The organism is Devosia sp. XGJD_8 (assembly GCF_046614475.1).
In the GTDB taxonomy this organism is placed as follows: Bacteria; Pseudomonadota; Alphaproteobacteria; order Rhizobiales; family Devosiaceae; genus Devosia.
In genome coordinates this window covers 1-20,782 of the sequence record NZ_JBKJHF010000001.1, presented here as the reverse complement: position 1 = coordinate 20,782, position 20,782 = coordinate 1, and the positions used below count along the sequence as shown (strand labels likewise).

General features: G+C 64.1%; 19 protein-coding genes. 13 read left to right on the top strand and 6 right to left on the bottom strand.

Annotated features, from left to right (window positions below):
- Positions 1-115: 115 nt before the first annotated feature.
- Genes ACLI1C_RS00095 through ACLI1C_RS00080 form a run of 4 tightly spaced genes read left to right on the top strand, consistent with a single transcriptional unit; the run spans position 116 to position 4,085 of the window.
- Positions 116-1,291, top strand: coding sequence for an MFS transporter (locus ACLI1C_RS00095; RefSeq protein ID WP_411394820.1), 1,176 nt, complete (start codon positions 116-118; stop codon positions 1,289-1,291).
- Positions 1,288-2,475 carry an MFS transporter gene (locus tag ACLI1C_RS00090; protein ID WP_411394819.1) on the top strand — a complete coding sequence of 396 codons (1,188 nt, stop codon included), beginning with the start codon at positions 1,288-1,290 and terminating at the stop codon, positions 2,473-2,475. The genes ACLI1C_RS00095 and ACLI1C_RS00090 overlap by 4 nt, the downstream gene beginning before the upstream one ends.
- A 3-nt stretch (positions 2,476-2,478) precedes the next feature.
- Positions 2,479-2,940: an MmcB family DNA repair protein gene (locus ACLI1C_RS00085; protein ID WP_411394818.1), complete on the top strand. Its 462-nt coding sequence runs from the start codon at positions 2,479-2,481 to the stop codon at positions 2,938-2,940.
- Between the two features lie 5 nt (positions 2,941-2,945).
- The gene (locus ACLI1C_RS00080; protein WP_411394817.1) at positions 2,946-4,085 is read left to right on the top strand and encodes an MFS transporter; all 1,140 of its coding nucleotides are present in this window, start codon (positions 2,946-2,948) and stop codon (positions 4,083-4,085) included.
- 17 nt (positions 4,086-4,102) lie between these two features.
- Here the strand turns inward: ACLI1C_RS00080 and ACLI1C_RS00075 are convergent, their stop codons facing one another.
- The 5 genes from ACLI1C_RS00075 to ACLI1C_RS00055 form a co-directional block, all read right to left on the bottom strand.
- Complete coding sequence (locus ACLI1C_RS00075; protein WP_411394816.1) at positions 4,103-5,755, bottom strand: MBL fold metallo-hydrolase RNA specificity domain-containing protein; 1,653 nt, start codon at positions 5,753-5,755, stop codon at positions 4,103-4,105.
- Between the two features lie 65 nt (positions 5,756-5,820).
- Complete coding sequence (locus tag ACLI1C_RS00070) at positions 5,821-6,645, bottom strand: sugar phosphate isomerase/epimerase family protein (protein WP_411394815.1); 825 nt, start codon at positions 6,643-6,645, stop codon at positions 5,821-5,823.
- Entirely contained in the window at positions 6,642-7,811 is a 1,170-nt protein-coding gene (locus tag ACLI1C_RS00065) for a dihydrodipicolinate synthase family protein (RefSeq protein ID WP_411394814.1), read from the bottom strand. Before ACLI1C_RS00065 ends, ACLI1C_RS00070 begins: the two co-directional genes overlap by 4 nt.
- A gap of 172 nt (positions 7,812-7,983) precedes the next feature.
- Positions 7,984-9,135 carry a Gfo/Idh/MocA family protein gene (locus ACLI1C_RS00060; protein ID WP_411394813.1) on the bottom strand — a complete coding sequence of 384 codons (1,152 nt, stop codon included), beginning with the start codon at positions 9,133-9,135 and terminating at the stop codon, positions 7,984-7,986.
- A gap of 102 nt (positions 9,136-9,237) precedes the next feature.
- Entirely contained in the window at positions 9,238-10,071 is an 834-nt protein-coding gene (locus ACLI1C_RS00055; protein ID WP_411394812.1) for a sulfite exporter TauE/SafE family protein, read from the bottom strand.
- A 125-nt stretch (positions 10,072-10,196) separates the two neighbouring features.
- Here ACLI1C_RS00055 and ACLI1C_RS00050 point away from each other — a divergent pair, with 125 nt between their 5' ends.
- The 4 genes from ACLI1C_RS00050 (at position 10,197) to ACLI1C_RS00035 (ending at position 14,099) form a co-directional block, all read left to right on the top strand.
- Positions 10,197-11,231, top strand: coding sequence for a Bug family tripartite tricarboxylate transporter substrate binding protein (locus ACLI1C_RS00050; protein ID WP_411394811.1), 1,035 nt, complete (start codon positions 10,197-10,199; stop codon positions 11,229-11,231).
- A gap of 155 nt (positions 11,232-11,386) precedes the next feature.
- The gene (locus ACLI1C_RS00045; protein WP_411394810.1) at positions 11,387-11,917 is read left to right on the top strand and encodes a tripartite tricarboxylate transporter TctB family protein; all 531 of its coding nucleotides are present in this window, start codon (positions 11,387-11,389) and stop codon (positions 11,915-11,917) included.
- A gap of 12 nt (positions 11,918-11,929) precedes the next feature.
- Entirely contained in the window at positions 11,930-13,456 is a 1,527-nt protein-coding gene (locus tag ACLI1C_RS00040; protein WP_411394809.1) for a tripartite tricarboxylate transporter permease, read from the top strand.
- Positions 13,431-14,099, top strand: coding sequence for a TetR/AcrR family transcriptional regulator (locus ACLI1C_RS00035; protein WP_411394808.1), 669 nt, complete (start codon positions 13,431-13,433; stop codon positions 14,097-14,099). The genes ACLI1C_RS00040 and ACLI1C_RS00035 overlap by 26 nt, the downstream gene beginning before the upstream one ends.
- Here ACLI1C_RS00035 and ACLI1C_RS00030 read toward each other — a convergent pair.
- Positions 14,096-15,019 (bottom strand): LysR family transcriptional regulator, encoded by a 924-nt coding sequence (locus ACLI1C_RS00030; protein WP_411394807.1) that lies wholly within the window; start codon positions 15,017-15,019, stop codon positions 14,096-14,098. The genes ACLI1C_RS00035 and ACLI1C_RS00030 overlap by 4 nt on opposite strands.
- A gap of 454 nt (positions 15,020-15,473) precedes the next feature.
- Between ACLI1C_RS00030 and ACLI1C_RS00025 the strand changes: the two genes are divergently transcribed.
- The 5 genes from ACLI1C_RS00025 (at position 15,474) to ACLI1C_RS00005 (ending at position 20,695) form a co-directional block, all read left to right on the top strand.
- Positions 15,474-16,763 carry an ABC transporter substrate-binding protein gene (locus tag ACLI1C_RS00025; protein WP_411394806.1) on the top strand — a complete coding sequence of 430 codons (1,290 nt, stop codon included), beginning with the start codon at positions 15,474-15,476 and terminating at the stop codon, positions 16,761-16,763.
- 3 nt (positions 16,764-16,766) lie between these two features.
- The gene (locus ACLI1C_RS00020) at positions 16,767-17,714 is read left to right on the top strand and encodes a carbohydrate ABC transporter permease (RefSeq protein WP_411394805.1); all 948 of its coding nucleotides are present in this window, start codon (positions 16,767-16,769) and stop codon (positions 17,712-17,714) included.
- Between the two features lie 103 nt (positions 17,715-17,817).
- Positions 17,818-18,591 (top strand): carbohydrate ABC transporter permease, encoded by a 774-nt coding sequence (locus tag ACLI1C_RS00015; protein ID WP_411398166.1) that lies wholly within the window; start codon positions 17,818-17,820, stop codon positions 18,589-18,591.
- Between the two features lie 2 nt (positions 18,592-18,593).
- Entirely contained in the window at positions 18,594-19,613 is a 1,020-nt protein-coding gene (locus ACLI1C_RS00010) for a Gfo/Idh/MocA family protein (RefSeq protein WP_411394804.1), read from the top strand.
- Positions 19,610-20,695, top strand: a complete 1,086-nt coding sequence (locus tag ACLI1C_RS00005; RefSeq protein ID WP_411394803.1) for a Gfo/Idh/MocA family protein — start codon at positions 19,610-19,612, stop codon at positions 20,693-20,695. Before ACLI1C_RS00010 ends, ACLI1C_RS00005 begins: the two co-directional genes overlap by 4 nt.
- Positions 20,696-20,782 lie beyond the last annotated feature (87 nt).

The following is a 20,782-nucleotide window of genomic DNA, read 5'->3' as shown; positions in this document are numbered from 1 at the left end:
CCCTGCGACAGAAATGCAACGTTGCAGGAATCGACGGAAATCGTTTCCGGCCTCTATTTCCCGGCGGCGGATTTTGGCCTAGTTTGAGGCACGGTTTTCGCGAGTAGACTCAGCCATGTCGTTCGGCATCAATTTGCCGCCCCAGATCAAAGTGTTTGGGGCGTTTTTCATTTATTCGTTTTGCATGGGCAGCCTCTATCCCCGCCTGCCAGCCATCCAGAGTTTCATGGGCGTGGGCGAAGGGGCCTTGGGCCTGTCGCTGGTCGGCGCTGCCCTGGGCACGCTGATCTCGCTGACCTTTGCCGGCCCGATCATCGAGCGTATCGGCTATCGCCGCACCCTGCTGGCCGCCCTGCCGCTGCTGTCGGTGCTCTATGCCATCGCCGTCTGGGCGCCGACGCCGCTGACCTTCTTCCTGCTGCTGATGCCGGTGGGCATCACCATCGGCTGCATCGAGCTGATCATCAATCTCGAGGCCGACCGGGTCGAGCATGCCATCGGCCGCCGCATCATGAACCGCGCCCATGCCTTCTGGAGCTTCGGCTTCTTTTCGGCCGGCATGGTGGGGTCCTTCGTAGCCCAGGCGGGCATCTCGCCGCAGGTGCACCTGGCCATCATGATCCCGGTCATCACCTTGGCCACGCTGGTGTTTCTCGGCCGCTTCCAGCCGGCCGAACACCGCGCCGGCGGCAGCACCGATGCGTCGCCGCGCTTTGCCCGGCCGACGCTTTCCATCATGGTCCTGGTGCTGGTCTGCCTGCCCGCAATGATCCTCGAAGGCGCCGGCATCGACTGGTCGGCCATCTATATGCGCGACATTTTCAGCGCCGCGCCGTTCTGGGCCGGCTTTGCCGTGGCGCTGGGCGCCGGGGCGCAGGCGGTGACGCGATTCTTTGCCGACAGCTTCGTCGAGCGCTGGAGCCCGGTCGTGGTGGCGCGGGGCCTGCTGACCATTCTGGGCATCGGCACGGTGCTGGTCTTCTTCGCGCCGCTACAGTGGCTGGCCTATGTCGGGCTGGCCCTGATCGGGGTCGGGACCAGCGCCCTCTTCCCGCTCGCCATGTCGGCCGCGGCGCAGCGCACCGACCGACCGGCAGCGGTCAATGTGGCCTCGCTGGCGCAGATTTCCTTTGTGTCCTTCCTGCTGGGGCCGCCCCTGCTGGGCTATGTCGCCGAGCATTTCGGCATTCGCTGGGCCTTCGGCATCGGCATTCCGCTGGTGATCCTGGGCCTGATCTTCGCTGATGCGCTCGGGCCGCGTCGCAAGGCAAAGACGGTGGCCGCCGAATGACAATCGCTCCGCAATACCGCATCTATGCGTGCTTTTTTCTGTTCGCCTTCTCGCTCGGCGCCCTGCTGTCGCGCCTGCCCGACCTGCAGGTGCAGCTGGGAGTCTCGCATAGCCAGCTGGGCCTGACCATTATCGGCATGTCGATCGGCTCGCTGATTTCGCTGACGTTTTCGGCCCCGCTGATCGAATATCTGGGCGCGCGCGCCACCGCCTTCATCACCGTGCTGGGCACCGCCACGATCTATGCCGTGCTGCCCTGGCTGCCCTCGGCGGAATGGGTGTTTGCCGGGCTGTTCCTCGCCGGGCTGCTGGCCGGTGCACTGGAGATCAACCTCAATGTGGAGACCGACCGGCTGGAAGCCCAGTATGGCCGGCACTACATGAACCGGGCGCATGGCTCGTGGAGCCTGGGCTTTTTCGTGACGGCGCTTCTGGGCGCCACCCTGCGCCAGGCCGGGCTGTCGACGCAGCTGCATATGCTGCTCGCGGTGGCCGTGGTGTTTGTTGTCGGCATCTGGATGATGAGCGGCATGGTCAATGCGCCGCACCGCCCCAACATGCATACCGGGGACACGCCGCGCATCGCCTTCCCGCATTGGGGCCTCTTGCCGCTCTGCATGATCGGCATTGCCGCTTTCCTCGTCGAGGGGGCCGGCATCGACTGGTCGGCCATCTATATGCGTGACGTCTTTGCCGTGGAGCCGTTCATCGGCGGGCTGGGGCTGACGCTGTTTTCCGGCTTCATGGCAGCGACACGCCTGATGGCCGATCCGATCGTGGCGCGCTTCGGGCCGCGGCACACGGCCATGAGCCTATTGGCGCTGGCGGCGCTCGGTGCGCTTGCCGTGGGCCTGGCGCCCGCGCCATGGGTGGCGCTGACAGGCTTTACCCTGATGGGCATTGGCTGTTCGGCTGTCTATCCCCTGGCGGTATCGGCGGCGGCCCAGCGCACCGACCGGCCCAGCGCGGTCAATGTCGCGGCCCTGGGACAGGTGACATTCATCGTCTTCTTCCTTGCCCCGCCTTTGCTCGGCTTCGTTGCCGAGTATCTGGGTATCCGCAATTCCTATCTCGTGGTGCTGCCGGTGATCCTGGCGGGGCTGATTGCGAGCCGGGCGCTGGGCACGCGCGCGGTGGCGACGCCAGCCGGCCTGCCGCCCGAACCGGCAACGCCACTCGGCTGAGCCATGACCGACCTGCCGCCCATCGTCGACCTGCGCCAATCGGCAACCGCCTTGCGGGTGCAGCGCGGGGTGATGCGCATGCTGCGCGAGCGGCATGACATGGCCTGCTATGCCGAAGTGCCGCTGGCCAATGGGCGGCGCGCCGATGTGCTGGCGGTGGGCCCCAAGGGGGAGATCTGGATCATCGAGATCAAGTCGAGCCTGATCGACTTCCAGGTGGATCGCAAATGGCCGGAATATCGCGAATTTTCCGACAAGTTCTTCTTTGCCAAGCCACCTGAGCTGGATGGAGAGATCTTTCCCGAGAGGGAGGGGCTGATCGTGGCGGACGGGCATGACGGAGCCATCTTGCGCGACAGCCCGGATACGCCCCTGCCCCCCGCGCGGCGCAAGGCGCTGATGCTCAAGCTGGCCCGGCTGGGCGCAGACCGCATCCATATTCTGATGGACCCCGGTCCGAAGTGAGTTCCATGCCCATTGTCCGCTGGCGCGTCGTCGCGCTGTTCTTCGTGCATGCCCTGGCGCTCGGCGCCATCCATACGCGCATTCCCGACATCCAGCTGCTGATCGGCCTCAGCGAAGCCCAGCTCGGGCTGGTGCTGATCGGCCAGCCCCTGGGCGGGCTGGCCATGTTCCTGTTCTCGAGCCGCATCATCGAGCGTTTCAACCCGCGGCTGGTCATCCTCGTCATGATGCCGCTGGTGACGATCAGCGCCGCGCTGGTCACGGTGATCCTCAACCCGGTGGCGATGTTCCTGCTGCTGGCGTTGAACGGGGTCGGGTTTTCGCTAACCAATATCGCCATCAATGTGGAGGCGGACCGCATCGAGGCGGCCTCGGGCATGCGCATCATGAATACCTGTCATGGTGCCTGGAGCATCGGTTTCCTGGTGACGTCGCTGCTGGGCGCGGCGCTGCGGGGCCTCGATGTCGCGCCCTGGATCCATATGTGGTCGCTGGTGCCTGTGATCAGCCTGCTGGTCTGGCTGGTCGTCGCACCCATGCCGGTGACGCCACCGCGCGCCCATGCCGGCGACAACAAGCGGCGGCTGGCCTGGCCCACGCTGGCAACGCTTGGCCTCGTCGCGTTCGGACTGGGCGCGGGGCTGACCGAAGGGTCGGCGCGCGCCTGGTCAATCATCTTCCTGCGCGACAGTTTCGATATTGCTGCCTGGATCGAGTCGCTGGCCCTGCCGGCCCTGCTGGTCACCATGGCGCTAGGCCGGCTGCTGGCCGATCGCTGGATCGATCGCTTCGGGCCGGTCGGCGTGGCGCGGGTGCTGGCCAGCATCGCCATTGCCGGCATGATGCTGCTGGTGTTGTCGCCGAGCGCGCCGTGGGCGTTGGCGGGGTTTGGCTTCGTTGGCATCGGCATCTGCGTGCTTTACCCGCTGATGCTGTCGGCAGCTGCCCGGCTGGGCGACCGCCCCGCCTCGGAAAATGTCGCGGCGGCGACGCTGATCTTCCAGTTCGTCAATATGGGCGCGCCGGTGCTGATCGGCGCCGTGGCACAGGGCTTCGGCATCCGCTCGGCCTTTGCCATGCTGATACCCCTGCTGGTGCTGACCTGGGTGATGGCCGGAAGGCTGGCCCCCAAGGCGGCGGCGTGATCGACCCTTGAGGCTGACTACTCGTCGTATCCCCGGCTCTCGACCGGGGTGATCGGGGTCGCGACATGGGCCGGTGACGGCGGGGCCCCGAGCTCGGACAGCCGCTGCTGCAGCGCCTGCATGACCGCCAGCTTCTCGGCTTCCGAACCCGATTGCAGGGTCTGGCTCAGGCGAATGGTGAAATCGGCAAAGGCATTGTGCCAGTCCGAATGCACCTGCAGCGGGTCGATGCGCGGCGTGGCCGGCCGCGCCTTGGCACCGACGCCAGCGGCCGTCAGCTCGAAATAGTCATCCAGCAGCGGCAGGATCACCTGGTCGCCGCCAATGCCGATCTCGATGATGGCGCTGCGCAAGGCGGCGCGCTCCTCGTCCTCGCCATGGGTGAGGAAGATGGCGCCATGCGCGGGCAGGCGCTCCCTGATCCACGCCATCAGCTCGGAATGGTCGGCATGGGCAGAGTAATTGCCGATGGACCGGATGGCGGCGCGGATCGGCACCAGGGTGCCGTGGATGCGCGCCTCTTTCGCCCCGGACAGGATGACATGGCCCAGCGTGCCCGGCGCCTGGTAGCCGACAAAGAGCACGGTGGCGTTCGAACGGATCAGATTGTTGCGCAGGTGGTGCTTGATACGACCCGCATCGGCCATGCCCGAGGCCGACATGATGATGGCGCCACCCCGGATCGAATTGATCGCCTTGGAATCCTCGACCGCCTCGATGATGCGAAAGCGCGGATCGTTGAACAGCTCGTCGGCGCCCAGCTCGACATCATCGAACATCTTGGCATGCTTGCGATAGACGCCGGTGACCTTGGAGGCCAGGGGGCTATCGAGAAAGACCAGCTGGGGATCGATTTCCCCGCTCTTGATGAGGACGCCGATATCGTGCAGCAGTTCCTGGCTGCGCTCGACGGCGAAGGCCGGGATGACCAGGTTGCCGCCCCGCGACAGGGCGGTGTTGATCTCCAGCTTGAGCGCCTCGCGGCGCTGCACGAGGGTGTAATCGTCGCGCTCGCGGCCGCCATAGGTGGATTCGCAGAGGATGTAATCAAAGCCTGCCGGGCCTTCGGGCTCGTTGTAGAAGACCTTTTCGTCGGGCCCGATATCGCCCGAAAACATCAGCCGGATGGTCTTGTCGCCGTCGGCGACTTCCACTTCGATAGAGGCCGAGCCGATGATGTGGCCGGCATTCCAGTAGCGGGCGCGGATGCCCGGGCCGGGGGTGATCCACTCGCCATACTGGCAGACCTGGCGATGGGCCAGCGCCTCGGTGGCATCTTCCATCGCGTAGAGGGGCTTGGCGGGCTCGTCGCCGCGACGGTTGTGCTTTTTGGTTTCCCGCTCGGCTTCCGACTCCTGGATGCCGGCGCTGTCGGGCAGCATGTATTCGAGCAGGCCCGCGGTCGGCTCGGTCATCCACATCGGCCCGCGCCAGGCCTCGCGATAGAGCTTGGGCAGGAGCCCGGCGTGATCGATATGAGCGTGGGTGAGCAGCAGGAAATCGATGGATTTCGGATCGAAGGGCGTGGGCTTGAGATTGAGCTCGCGGACGCTTCTATTGCCCTGGAACAGGCCGCAATCGACGAGGAACTGGCCTTCCGGATGCACGACGCGATAGCACGAACCGGTCACCGTGCCGGCCGCGCCATGGAAATGCAGGGTGACGGTCATGGCGCGATTCCTCCCGGGGTTGTCGCCGCAGACTAACTGTTTGTCGCGGCGACGAAAGAGGGATCTCAGCAGACGGTGGCGACACGCTCCTTGATGACGGCCAGGACTTCATCGCCCGGGCGCTTCCACCAATTGTCCTGGGAGAAGATTTCCACTTCCTGCGGGCCGAAGAAGCCGGCGTCCTCGATCATTTTCCTTATGGCGGGCAGGTCGATGACGCCGTCGCCCATCATGCCGCGGTCGAGCAGCATGTCCTTGGTCGGCACCAGCCAGTCGCAGATATGGTGGGCGAAGATGCGCTTCATGCGGCCGGCGCGGGCGATGGCCTGGGCCAGCCGAGGGTCCCACCAGACATGGTAGACGTCGATGGCGACGCCGACGGTTTCGCCGAGCGTCTCGCAGATATCGAGCGCCTGATCGATGGTGTTCACGCAGGCGCGGTCGGCCGCATACATGGGGTGCAGCGGCTCGATGGCGATCTTGACGCCGGAAGCCCGGGCATGGGGCAGCATGGCGGCAATGCCGTCGGTCACCATCTGGCGGGCGCCGGGCAGGTCCTTGGACGAGCCCGGCAGGCCGCCCACGACGAGCACGAGGCAATCGGCATTGAGCGCGGCAGCTTCATCGATGGCGCGGAGGTTGTCGTCGATCTGGGTCTGGCGGCCGGCGGCGGTTTCGGCCGGGAACATGCCGCCGCGGCAGACGCCGGTGACCTGGATCTTGTTGTCGCGCACGATGCGGGCGGCTTCATCGAGACCGATGGCGGCGATCTGGTCGCGCCAGGGCGAGATGGCGGTAATCCCGGCGCGCAGGCACCCGTCGACGGCTTCGGCAAAGCCCCAGACCTGGCGGGTGGTTGCCAGGTTCAGCGAAATGGCGCGCTGGGTCATGCTGTCACCCCGTGGATGGCCAGGACCGCCTTCATGCGGCGGGCGGCAAGATCGGGATCGGCCAGCACGCGGGCCTTGTCGGCGAGGCGGAAAAGCTCGGCCAGATGCTGCAGCGAACGGGTCGATTGCTGGCCGCCGATCATGGCAAAATGGTCCTGCAGGCCGTTGAGATAGGCGAGGAAGACCACCCCGGTCTTGTAGAAGCGGGTCGGCGCCGCGAAGATGTGGCGGCTGAGCGGCACGGTGGGTTCGAGCAGATCGAAGAATTCGTTGGTATTGCCCTTGCCCAAAGCGGCGAGGCCCGCCGAGGCGGCCGGGGCGATGGCGTCGAAAATGCCGAGCAGGGCATGGGAATAGCCCTGATCGTCACCGGCGATCAGCTCGGCATAGTTGAAGTCGTCGCCGGTATACATCTTGACGCTGGCCGGCAGGCGACGGCGCATGGCGATCTCCTTTTCGGCCGAGAGCAGGGAAATCTTGATGCCGTCGACCTTGTCGGCATTGGCGGCGATGACGTCGAGGCAGACATCCATGGCTGCGTCATGGTCGATATTGCCCCAATAGCCCTGCAGCGCCGGGTCGAACATCTCGCCCAGCCAATGCATGATCACCGGCTGCCTGACCTGGGACAGGATGTGGCCATAGACGCGGGCATAGTCATCCGGCGACCTGGCGGCGGCAGCGAGGGCGCGGCTGGCCATGAGGATGACGCGGCCGCCCTCCCCCTCGACGAAGCCGACCTGCTCCTCATAGGCCTTGATGATCTGGTCGATGGTGACGTCGGGGCCGGGCATGAGGTGATCGGTGCCGGCGCCATAGGCGATGAGGCTGTCGTCGCGGGTGCGAGCCTCGGCCTGGGCGCGGCGGATCAGCTCCTGCGCCTCGGCCCAGCCCAGACCCATGCCACGCTGGGCGGTGTCCATGGCTTCGGCTACGCCGAGCCCAAGATCCCAAAGGCGGTGGCGGAATTTAAGGGTCGTATCCCAATCGATGGCGGGGGTGAGCCACGGATCGTTGCCGGCCATCGGGTCGGCGACGACATGGGCTGCCGCGTAGGCGATGCGGTTGAAGTCGCTTGCCTTGAACTTGACGAAGGGGATCGGCTCGCCACTCAGCGTGTAGCTGGTGATGGACCGGTCGGCATTGGGCAGGTTGATGCTGGTCATGTTCGACTTCCTCAAAAGTCTCAACAAACTCGATGTCATCCCGGCCTTGAGCCGGGATCCACCCTGAGATTGCCCAGCGTTCACGGCGCGCCGAAACACCTCAGGATGGGCCCCGGCTCAAGGCCGGGGTGACACAGTGGGTGGGTGAGGGCTGTGCCTCACACGACGTGTGTCAGAATTCCAGCTTGGGCACGTCGAGCCAGCGGCGTTCGGCCCAGCTCTTGAGGCCGAGTTCGGCCAGCTGGACGCCCTTGGCGCCGGCCTCGAGGCCGTATTCCCAGGGGGCATCCTCGGCCACGTGCTTGAGGAACATTTCCCACTGCGCCTTGAAGCCGTTCTGCGCCGGCCAGTTGTCCGGCACTTCTTCCCAGTCGTTGAAGAAGTTCATGGTCTGCGGCTGGTCGGGGTTCCACACCGGCTTGGGCGTATTGACGCGATGCTGGCTCCAGCACTTGTGGAGGCCCGCAACGGCCGAGCCATGCGTGCCATCGACATGGAAGGTGACGAGATCGTCGCGGCGGACGCGGGTGGTCCAGCTGGAATTGATCTGGGCGATGACGCCGCCTTCCAGCTCGAAGGTGGCATAGGCCGCGTCGTCCGTATCGGCCTTGTAGCGATTGCCCTTCTCGTCGACGCGCTCGGGAATGTGGGTGGCGCCCAGGCAGGAGACGGCCTTGACCTCGCCGAACAGGTTGTCGAGCACATAGCGCCAGTGGCACAGCATATCGAGGATGATGCCGCCGCCATCGGCCTTGCGATAATTCCAGGAGGGGCGCTGCGCGGGCTGCCAGTCGCCCTCGAAGACCCAGTAGCCGAATTCGCCACGCACCGAGAGGATGTCGCCGAAAAAGCCGGAGTCGCGCAGCATCTTGAGCTTCATCAGGCCGGGCAGGAACAGCTTGTCCTGCACCACGCCATGCTTGAGGCCCGAGGCGCGGGCGGTCTTGGCGAGGTTGACGGCGATCTCGAGCGAATCTGAAGTCGGCTTTTCGCAATAGACATGCTTGCCGGCGGCCAGGGCCTTTTCGATCAGCGAGGCGCGCATCAGCGTGGTGCCGGCATCGAAGAACACGGTGTCTTCCGGATTGGCCAGAACGGCATCGAGATCGCTGCTCCAGCGCTTGATGTCGTGCTTTTTGGCGAGGCGCTCGATCTTGTCGGCATCGCGGCCGACGATGATGGGGTCGACCACCAGGCGATCGCCATTGGACAGCATGACACCGCCCTGGTCGCGAATGGCCAGGATGGAGCGCACCAGGTGCTGGTTGTAACCCATGCGCCCGGTGACACCGTGCATGATTAGTCCGAGCCGTCGATCCGCCATTGAAATTCCTCCCCAGCCGCATTCGGCGTGTAACTGATTAGTTACTTAGCTACACGCGACGGGGTGGGGCCGTCAAGCGGGGATCGCTTGCGATCTTCGCACCTAGAGGCCCAGGACCATCTTGAGGCCAATGACGCCGAGGAAAAGCAGGATCATCCGGTCGAAGGCCTGGCGGCTGAGCTTGCTGCTGGCCCATTGGCCAATCGGCATGAAGAGCAGGATGGGAACCAGCGCCAAGAGGCCCTGCAGCAGCCATTCGGGGCGCATGACGCCGGCAGCCCACAGAGCGGGCAGCTGCACGACCGAAAAGGTGAGGAACATGGCGGAAACGGCGAAGAGGTGGGCGGGCCGCTCCATGGCCATGGCGTGAATGAAGGTGACGCCAATGGGTGCGGAAATGCCGGTAGCGCCCTGCAGAATGCCGCCGCCCGCGCCGGCCAGCGGCCCGAAGCGCCTCGCCGCATCAAGGCCCAGTGCAAAATGCGGCGTGGCGAGACGCAGCGCCACATAGGCGAGGAGGATAATGCCCAGGGTCAGCACCAGCGCACGCTCGGGCAGCGTGGTCAGCGCCCAGGTGCCCAGGGCGACTCCGATGGCGCCACCGACAAGAAATGGCGGCAAGAAACCGAGCCGGGGAGACTGCGCTTCCTGCCGGAAGCGCCAGACCTGCCAGGCATTGGTGGCAATCAGCGGGATGGTCATGAGGCCGATGGCGTGCTGCAGGCCGAAGACGGTGGCGAGCACGGGAAGAGCGATCAACGGCAGGCCCATGCCGGTGGCGCCCTTGACGATGGCGCCCAGCGCGAGCGCCAGCGCCATGACTATTGCCGACTGCAGATCCACTCCAACCCCCATGCCACCCAGCAGTTCATGTTGCGCCAGCGCCACTGTTCGCGCAACGGCCATGCTGCGGAAGCTGCACGGAAAAATCGGCATCGAGGACCCGACCCCGAATAACCGGACAGTTACTTATTGGTTGACAGCAGCGCCGGGACGGCAGCAGTCTGGCAGGGTGGGTCACGGAAATATCCGGATCGCACGCAGCAAGGGAGGAAAACACGATGAACACACGACTGTTGTTCGTCCTGGCAGGCGGCGCATCGGCGCTGTTGCTGGGCACATCATTGAGTGCAGCGCAGGCGTGGCAGCCTGACCGGCCCATCAACCTGATCGTGCCCTGGGGCGCGGGCGGTTCGACCGACCAGATTTCGCGCGTCACCGCGCCGATCCTGGCAGAGGCGCTGGGCGTCGAGGTCGTGGTGGTCAACCAGCCCGGCGCGTCTGGCGCGATCGGCACCCAGGAAGTGCTCAACGCCCCGCGCGACGGCTATACCTGGACCGCCAATGCCATTGCCAACAATGCGACCTATTCGGTCACGGGCCTGCTGGAAGATACCGATATCGACGACTGGCATATCTACCTGTCGGTCGCCAATGTGCCGGTGGTGAGCGTGCCGGCGGACAGCGAGTTCACCGATTTCGGCCAATTGCTGGAAGCGCTCAAGACACGCGGCGCCGAAATCACCGTCGCGACGGCAGGCGTCACCTCTTCGGGCGGCACGGCCGTTGCCGCCCTCAGCGACGAGGCGGGTTTTGACTATAACATGATCACCTATGATGGCGGCGGCCCCGCAGCCATTGCCACCGCCTCCGGCGAAGCGATGGTGACGACACAATTGGCCGTGGAACAGACCGAACTGATCCGTGGCGGACGTCTGCGCGCCCTGGCCGTGCTGTCGGACAAGCCGCTGGTGCTCGATGGCGTCGACCCGATCCCCCCGATCACCGACTACCTGCCCGAAATGGAGTTGGCGCCCGACTATTTCGGCATTTTCGTGCCGGTCGGCGTCCCCGATGAAGTGATCGCAACGCTCGATGCGATCTGGGCCGACAAGGTGATGAATTCCGAAGCGATCAGGACCTATGCCGAGACCTTCGGGGCGGTGTTTGCGCCCTCCTTCGGTGCCGAGGCCCGCGCCCTGGCCATGCCGGTGGTGATCCTCGAGGCGTGTTCCTCCGTGGAGCGCGGCGAGGCCGTCAACGATCCCTCCACGATCGGCATCGACTGCGAAACAAGGACCGAAGTGGCGCAGTAGACCTGGGGTCAAGGATGCCCGGATTCTGGGCATCCTTGGTTCTCCACATGGAAGCATGGGGTGACGCAGCAGCCCTTGCCCGACCTTCCGCTAAACCAGTCGTCACTCTCCCTACGGGGAGAGTGTGAGACGCTGACCTAGCAATGGACGCGAGCTTGAAATCCTCAACTGACGACAGCACCGATCTTGCCATCCGCGCGCGCGCCGACCTGATCACGGCCGTGTTGCTGATCGGGCTTGGGCTGCTGGTGACCTATCTGTCCTGGACCATGCCGCGGCTCGAGGCCCGGCGCATCCATCCGGCGACCATTCCGGGCCTCGTGCCGATCATGCTGGGCGTGTTGCTGACGCTGTGCGGGGGCCTGCTCGGGTTGCGATCCTGGCGCATCGAGGCGCCGGGCGGCTGGCAGGGCCTTATCGCCCTTTTTGGCACGCAGCAGACGCGGCGGGTGCTCGCCGTGCTGGCGCTGGCGCTGGTCTATACGCTGGTGCTGGTGGGCTGGCTGCCGTTCTGGGCGGCTTCGATGATCTTCATTTTCGGCTTCATCGTGCTGTTCGAGGTCTATCTCACCGACACGCCTGTCGCCCTTTGGCGCAGCGTGCTCTGGGCGCTGGCCATTGCCCTTGCCGGGGGCGGGGGGATCTACCTCGCCTTTGCCCGCATCTTTCTTGTTCGCCTGCCTTAGCGAGGAGCCCTGATGTTCGACGGATTGGTGCTGCTCGGCCAGGGGATTGGGCATTTCCTCACCCCCGCCTCCCTGTTCAACGTCGTCTGGGCGACGTTGCTGGGGCTGGTGATCGGCATCCTGCCGGGGCTCACCGCCACGATGGGCGTGGCCCTGCTTGTGACGCTGACCTACAAGATGGCGCCCGACCAGGCGATCCTGACGCTGATGTGCGTCTATCTCGGCGCCATCTATGGCGGCAGCCGCACCGCCATCCTGCTCAATATCCCGGGCACGCCGGCCAATGCCGCCGCATCGCTGGATGGTCATCCGCTCGCCATGCAGGGCAAGGCGGGGCTGGCCATGGGGCTGGCGACGACCTCGTCGACGCTGGGCACCATGGTGGGCATCTTCTTCCTCGCCATCATTGCGCCGCTCCTCTCGGAAGCGGCCCTCAAATTCGGCTCCTACGAGTTCTTCTGGCTGGCGCTGTTCGGAGTGATCATTTCAGGCCAGATGTCGGGCAGCGACACCCCGCTCAAGGGCTATATTGCCGGCATTCTGGGCCTGCTGGTCGCCATGATCGGCATGGAAACGCTGCATGCGCACCAGCGCTTCACTTTCGGCATTGCCGCGCTGGGCGGCGGCGTCGACCTGATCCCCGCCATGGTAGGCGCCTTCGGCTTTGCCGAGATCCTGTCCACCATGAAGCGCAAGGCGGTTGGAAGGGTCGCCGCGGTCAATGATCGCGTGGTACCCACCTTCCGGGAAATCTTCCAATATTGGCGCACCATCCTGCGCTCGGGGATTATCGGCACCTTTGTCGGCATCATTCCTGGCGTAGGCGAGGATGTCGGCTCGTGGAGCTCCTATGCCGCGGCCAAGCGCGCCTCAAAGCATCCCGAAGAATTCGGCAAGGGCAGCCAGGAAGGGCTGATCGCCGCCGAGACCGGCGACAATGCGGTGGTGTCGGCCGCCATGATCCCGACCCTGACCCTGGCGCTGCCCGGCTCGGCCGCCGCGGCCGTGCTGATTGCAGCCATGTATATCCACGGCATCAGGCCGGGGCCCATGCTGATGGTGGAAAATCCGGTATTCCTCTACCAGGTGGTGGCTATGCTGCTGCTGGCGACGCTGGCCAATCTGGTCTTCGGCCTGTCGCTGACCAAGGTCTTCATCAAGGTGCTGATGGTGCCGCGCGAGCGGCTCATGGCGGTCATCTACGTGCTCTGCGTGGTGGGCTCATTTGCCATCACCCAGCGCATGTTCGACGTCTATGTCATGCTGTTTTTCGGCATTGTCGGGTTCATCCTGCGGGAGATGAAGTATCCGATGGCGCCGCTGGTGCTGGGCATTGTGCTGGGCGACCTGCTCGACCTCAACCTGCGCCGCGGACTATTGCTGAACAACGGCGATCCGACGCCGTTCTTTACCCGTCCGATCAGCGCTGTTATCTGCCTGATCATCGTCTTCACCATCCTCATGTCCATTCCGGCGGTATCCAAGCGTGTCAGAGCCATTTTCAGCCGCAGCAGTGCGGAAAGCCCAGCCAAAGGCTGAGGCCGAGGCGCCGGCGAAGCGGGCGCGCAATTCGGGGAAGACCAAGGCGGCGATCCTGGTGGCCGGACGCGCCGAATTCGCCGCGCGGGGCTTCGAAGGCGCGCGGGTCGATGCCATCGCCGTGCTGGCCGGGGCCAACAAGCGGCTGCTCTACCACTATTTCGGCAACAAGGAGGACCTGTACCGGGCAGTGCTGCTCGATGCCTATCAGGAAATCCGCCGCGGGGAGCGGGCATTGAGCCTCGACCAGTATGGTCCGGTGGATGCCATGGACCGGCTGGTTCGCTTCACCTTCCGGCACTTCCTCGCCAATCCTTGGTTTCCGCGCCTGCTCAATACGGAAAACCTCGAGAATGCCCGGTTTCTCAAGACCCTGCCCGACATTCAGGCCCTGCATTCACCTCTGGTGGGACAGATCACCACCATTGTCGAGCGTGGTGCCGATGTCGGCATTTTCCGCCGGGACGTCGACCCGGTGCAGCTCTACATTTCCATCGCGGCGCTGGGCTTTTTCTATGTCTCCAACATGGCGACGCTGTCGGTGATCTTTGCGCGCGACCTCAGCGGCATCGACATGGTGCAGGAACGCGAAGCCCAGGCTGTGCAAATGGTGCTGGACTATCTGCGCACCCAGCCTGCCTAGTCGAGCGGCGGCAGGACGGCGCCTGCCGCCTCCCGCAACCGGGCGATCAGCTCGGCGACGCGCGGCTCCTCGGCCCGCTCCTGCAGGATGTAGATGCCGATCAGGTTCTGCCGCGTCGGCTCGGTCAGCGTGATGCGCCGCAGGCCGCGGCGGACGAACTCATCGGCCATGACCTCGGTATGGCTGATCACCGCATCGCTGCGCTCGACATAGTCGAGGCACGCCGCCAGCGAATTGGAGGCAAAGACATATTTGCCCTGGTCAAAGGGCGCGCTGCCCGAGGTGGTGCGGCTCCAGGCTTCAAAGAAGCGCTGATGCCGGACCTCCGGCAGTGAACTGGTGACAGCTGGATAGGCCTCGATCTCGGCGATCGAGCGGGGACGGCTGAGCAGGGCATGGCCATCGCGCACGAAATAGCCCTGCCCTACCCGGGTCAGCGGCACCATTCTGGCGCCGGTGCTGCGACTGAGGCCCTCGATCTCATGCGCAACGAAAAGTGAGATGTCCCCGCTCAGCAACTGGTCCATGCAGCGCAGCTGGTTGCCCAGGCTCACATGGATGCGGGCATTGGGATAGGTCCGGGAATAGTCCAGCACCATGTCGCGGATGAACAGGGTCCACCACGAATAGCCCGAACCAAGGCGCAGCCCCTGCTCCGTGCGACCGCGCTGATGGGCGATGGCATTGAGCGTATTGTCATAGAGCCGCCGCATCAGGCGGCCGTTCTGATAGAGCGTTTCGCCATATTCGGTCAGCTCAACACCACGGGGCGAGCGGACGAGCAGCGGCACGCCGAGATTTTCCTCCAGCTTGCGCATGTTGAAGGTCAGGGTCGGCTGGGTGATGAAGAGAGCGGTCGCTGCCGCGCTGATCGTGCCGGCCTCGGCCACGGCGAGAAACTGATTGAGCAGCTTGTCCATGCGCGGTCCCTTCGACATAGAAGAAATCTATATCGGACAGGTTATTTCGTATTTTTCTTTTGGTCCAGACTACGCCACTGTCTCGATCAACAAGACGAAACCGGCCGCTCAAGAGCCGGGGAGGATGGCGCCCGAGCGTGAGGCTAGGGGCCGCAGACATCGAGATTCCTGGCGAACCCGCGCTGCAATCGAGGATTGCGACAGAGGGCTTGCCGGCTTGGTTCATCTTCCATACAAGTAATTGCCTAGCAGCGAAGGTCTATGCTATGTCGTAACCAGTCGGTTATTTGCGTAAATTGCTCCAGGCTAGTCCAGCAAAAAGCGCTACCGCCCGCACTTGACAGGGTCGTCGGAATGCGGCGGATATGTAACTGGTTAGTGACTTAGCGGCGAGGAGGCTGCTAAGCGAATACGTTCCGGACGCCGGGACGACCAATTCATGGGAGGAAACCTGATGAGTATCCGTATCGATCGCCGCAAATTCCTGATGGGCAGCTCCGCGCTTGCCATGGCTGGTGCCGCTGGCGTCATGCCAAGCTGGGCCCAGGCCCAGAGCCTGCGCCTGACCTTCTGGGGCGGCCAGGCCCGCGCCGACCGCACCTATGGCGCAACCGACCTCTACACCGCCGCCAAGGGCACTGCAGTCGAGGGCGAATTCCTCGCCTGGAACGACTACTGGCCCAAGCTGGCGACCCAGACGGCCGGCGGCAATGCCCCCGACATCATCCAGATGGACTACCGCTATATCGTTGAATACGCCAAGCGCAACGCCATCGCCCCGCTCGACGAATTCGTGGGCGGCGCCCTCAAGCTCGACGACTTCGATGCCGACCAGCTCGAAGGCGGCAAGGTCGACGGCAAGCTCTATGGCATCTCGCTGGGCGCCAATTCGGTGGCAACGCTTTACAATGCCTCGGCCTTCGAGGAAGCCGGCATCGAGGCGCCGACCAATGCCTGGACGCTCGATGACCTGATGGCCATCGGCGAAGCCTTCAAGGCAGCCAATATCCGTGGCGGCATGAAGGCCATCCAGGACGGTTCCTATTCCGAACCCATGCTGGACAACTGGCTGCGTCAGCGCGGCAAGGCGCTCTACACCGCCGATGGCAAGCTGGGCTTTGAAGAAGCCGACGCCGTCGAGTGGTACCAGCTGTGGTCCACGATGCGCGATGCGGGCGTCTGCGTCTCGGCTGAAGACCAGGCACTCGATACCGGTCCGCTCGAAACCACGATGGTGGTGCAGGGCAAGGCGGCGATGATGCCGTCCAACTCCAACCAGCTCGTGGGCTTCCAGGCCATCGTTCAGGACAAGCTGAACATGGTTGGCTACCCCCGTATCGCTGCCGGCGTTGGCGGTGGTCACTACCGCAAGCCGTCCATGTTCTTCTCGGTCGGCGGTTCTTCCGCCAACAAGGAAGCCGCGGCCGACTTCCTCAACTTCTTCATCTCCGATCCGGAAGCCGTCAAGATTCTGGGTGTCGAACGCGGCATTCCGTGCTCGGCTGCCACGCGCGATATCGTTGCGCCGACCCTCGACGAAACCAACCAGATCGCGCTGAACTTCGTCGCCAATCTTGGCGACCTGCTTGGCCCGCTGCCGCCATCCCCGCCAGCTGCTGCTGGTGAAATTTCCGAATCCCTGCTGCGTACGCTGGGCCAGGAAGTGGGCTTTGGTGCCAAGTCTCCCGAACAGGCCGGTGCCGATCTCGTCGCCGGTGCCAACGACATCCTCAGCCGAGCATAAGACATGACCGCGCGCTCTCTTGAATCGGGCGCTCCCGCAACGGAGCGCGCGGCCACCCCCTCACTGTGGTCCCGGATCTGGCACAACGATGCCCCGGGCTACCTTTTCCTCCTGCCATGGCTCATCGGCTTTCTCGGCCTGACCATCGGCCCGATGCTGACCTCGCTCTATCTCAGCTTCACCGATTTCGATCTGCTGACGTCCCCAGACTGGGTCGGCACAGACAACTACATGCGCATGTTCACCAATGACCCCAAATTCTGGGCGTCGATGCGGGTGACCATGTTCTTCGTCGTCTTCTCCGTGCCGCTGAAGCTCGCCTTCGCGCTGGCCGTCGCCATGCTGCTCAATCGCGGCATCAAGGGCCTGCCCATGTATCGGGCGCTGTTCTATCTACCGAGCCTGCTTGGCGCGTCCGTGGCCATCGCCATCCTGTGGCGCCAGATCTTCGCCGGCGACGGCCTGGTCAACAAATTCCTCGCCATGTTCGACATCATCGGGCCGAGCTGGATTTCCAATCCCAAGACCTCGCTGTGGACGCTCATCATCCTCAGCATCTGGCAGTTCGGCTCGCCGATGATCATCTTCCTGGCCGGGCTGCGGCAGATCCCCACCGACATGTATGAGGCGGCAAGCCTCGATGGCGCCAGCAAGTGGCGGCAGTTCGTCAAGATCACGCTGCCCCTGCTGACCCCGGTGGTGTTCTTCAACGCCATCATCCAGACCATCGAGGCCTTCAAGAGCTTCACGCCGGCCTTCATCATCTCGGGCGGCACCGGCAATCCGATCAATTCGACGTTGTTCTATACGCTCTACCTCTACCAGGAGGCGTTCGGCTTCTTCCGCATGGGCTATGCCTCGGCGCTGGCCTGGGTCCTGCTGGCCCTGGTCGGCCTGTTCACCGCCTTCTCCTTCCTCACGTCCAAATACTGGGTGCACTACGATGAGTGATGTTCCCGCCAAGCTGACCGTTGTCACTGGCGCCGATGCGCCCGGCCGCAAGCGGCTGACCTCGGTGCTGATCCACGTGGCTTTGCTCAGCGCTTCAGTGCTGATGCTCTATCCGCTGCTGTGGCTGCTGGCCGCGTCGTTCCGCCCCGAAAACGAGATCTTCACCTCGGCCAGCATCATTCCCTCGGCCTGGAGTCTTGATGCCTATGTGCGCGGCTGGAACGGGCTGCGCACCAGCTTTGGCACCTTCTACATCAACAGCTTCATCATTTCGGGCCTGTCGGTGGCGGGCAATGTGCTGGCCTGCTCGATGGCGGCCTTCGCCTTTGCCCGGCTGGACTTCAAGTTCAAGAACTTCTGGTTCGCCATGATGCTGATGACGCTCATGCTGCCCTATCAGGTCACGCTGATCCCGCAATATGTGCTGTTCCGCCAGCTGGGCTGGGTCAATACCTTCCTGCCGCTGGTGGTGCCGAAGTTCCTGGCTGCCGATGGCTTCTTCATCTTCCTGATGGTGCAGTTCTTCCGCGGCCTGCCCAAGGAACTGGACGAGGCCGCCCGCATGGATGGCTGCTCGCCCTGGCGCATCTACTGGAAGATCATCCTGCCGCTCTCCATGCCGGTGCTGGCAACCGCGGCGATCTTCACCTTCATCTGGACCTGGGACGACTTCTTCGGACCGCTGATCTATCTCAGCGAGATGAAGTCCTACACTGTCATGCTGGGCCTGCGCACCTTCACCGACAGTACGGGCGAGAGCGACTATGGCGGGCTGTTTGCCATGAGCGTGCTCAGCCTCGTCCCGATCTTCCTGTTCTTCCTGTTCTTCCAGCGACTGCTCATCGAGGGCATCGCCACCACCGGTATGAAACGCTAGACATGACTGACATCAAGTTTGCCGCCATAGGCATCAATCATCCTCACATCCACGGGCAGGTTGATTGCCTCAAGGATGCCGGCGGCCAGTTCGTGGCCTTCCATGCCGTCGAAGACGATCTTGCCGCCGAATTTTCGGCCAAGTATCCCGAGGCCAAGCGGGTCGGTGACCCGCGCGCCATTCTCGAGGACGCCGCGATCGCGGTCGTGCTGACCTCGGCCATTCCGGCCGACCGCGCCGCCATCTCGATCGCGGCCATGCAGCATGGCAAGGATGTGCTGACCGACAAGCCGGGCATGACCACCTTTGCCCAGCTCGATGAGCTCAAAAAGGTCCAGAAGGAAACCGGCCGAATCTACGGCGTGCTCTATTCGGAGCATTTCGAGGTGCGTGCCACGGTCGAGGCCGGCAACCTGATCGCCCAGGGGGCGATCGGCAAGGTCATCAATACGGTGGGCCTTGGCCCCCATTCGCTGCGCCTCAACAACCGGCCCGACTGGTTCTTCGACCGGTCGCGCTATGGCGGCATCCTGTGCGACATTGCCAGCCACCAATTCGAACAGTTCCTGTTCTTCTCCAACGCGATGGACGCCGAAGTGGTCTCGGCCACCGTGGCCAATCGCGCTCACCCGGAAAAGCCCGGCCTGCAGGACATGGGCGACGCCCATGTGCGCACCGCCGATACGTCGGGCTATATCCGCGTCGACTGGTTTACGCCCAGGGGCCTGCCCACCTGGGGCGACGGGCGCCTGACCATCCTGGGCACCGAAGGCTATATCGAGCTGCGCAAGTATATCGACATTGCCGGCAAGCCGGGCACCGACCACCTGTTCCTGGTCAATCATGAGGGTCCGCGCCACATCGACTGCTCCAATGTCGAGCGTCCCTTTGGCCGTCAGTTCCTGGACGATGTGCGCAACCGCACCGAGACGGCCATGCCGCAGGAGCGGTGCTTCAATGCAATGAAACTGGCGCTGACGGCGCAGCAACTGGCCGAACGCGGCACGGAGTGGGCCCGATGAGCAAGATTTTCAACGTCGCCATCATCGGTGTCGGCATTGGCCGCAGCCATATCGTCGAAGGCTATCTGCCCAATGCGGACAAGTTCAAGGTCAAGGTGCTCTGCGACCTCAATGCCGAGCGCCTTGCCGCGGTGGCGGACGAATTCGCCATCGAGGGGCGCATTGCCAGCTTCGATGACGTGCTGGCGATGGACGATATCGACATCATCGATATCTGCACCCCGCCGGGCCTGCACTATTCGATGGTCATGGCCGCACTCAAGGCGGGCAAGCATGTCATCTGCGAAAAGCCGCTGGTCGGTTCGCTGGCCCAGGTCGATGCCGTCATCGCCGAGGAGAAGAATTCCAAGGGCATGCTGATGCCGGTCTTCCAGTACCGCTTCGGCAATGGCATCGAACAGGCCAAGGCGATCATCGATGCCGGCCTCGCCGGCAAGCCCTATATGGGCACGGTCGAAACGCTGTGGCGGCGCGACGCGCCCTATTACGCCGTGCCCTGGCGCGGCAAATGGGCCACCGAGCTGGGCGGCGTCTTGATGGGTCATGCCATCCATCCGCATGACCTCTTTACCTATCTGATGGGCGATATCGACCGCGTCTTCGGGCGTGTCGCCACCCGCGTCAACCCGATCGAGGTGGAAGACACCATTTCGGCCTCGCTGCTGATGAAAAGCGGCGCGCTGGCGAGCTTCACCGCGACGCTGGGTTCGGCCGACGACATGACCCGCATTCGCCTCGCCTTCGAGAATGTGACATTCGAGAGCGACCACGCCGCCTATAATCCGGGCGAGAAGCTGTGGAAGATCCAGGCGCGCAATCCGGCCACCGAAGCGGCAATCGCCGACCTGCTCAAGGACTGGCAGCACGTTCCCTCCCGCTTCCAGACCCAGATGGCGCGCTTCCACGAGGCCCTGACCGGCGCCGGCAAGCTGCCGGTCAACAGCGCCGATTCGCGGCGTTCGCTCGAACTGGTGACCGCGTTCTACCATTCGTCGGCGACCGGCGAGGATGTGGCCCTGCCCATCGGGCCCGGCCATCCCCTCTACGAGAGCTGGGTGCCTGCCCAGTTCCGGGCAGCTTAGGAGATCACCATGGCGACCAACATCCAGCTCCGGCAGATCGTCAAGGCCTATGGCGATATCCAGGTGATCCACGGCATCGATCTCGAC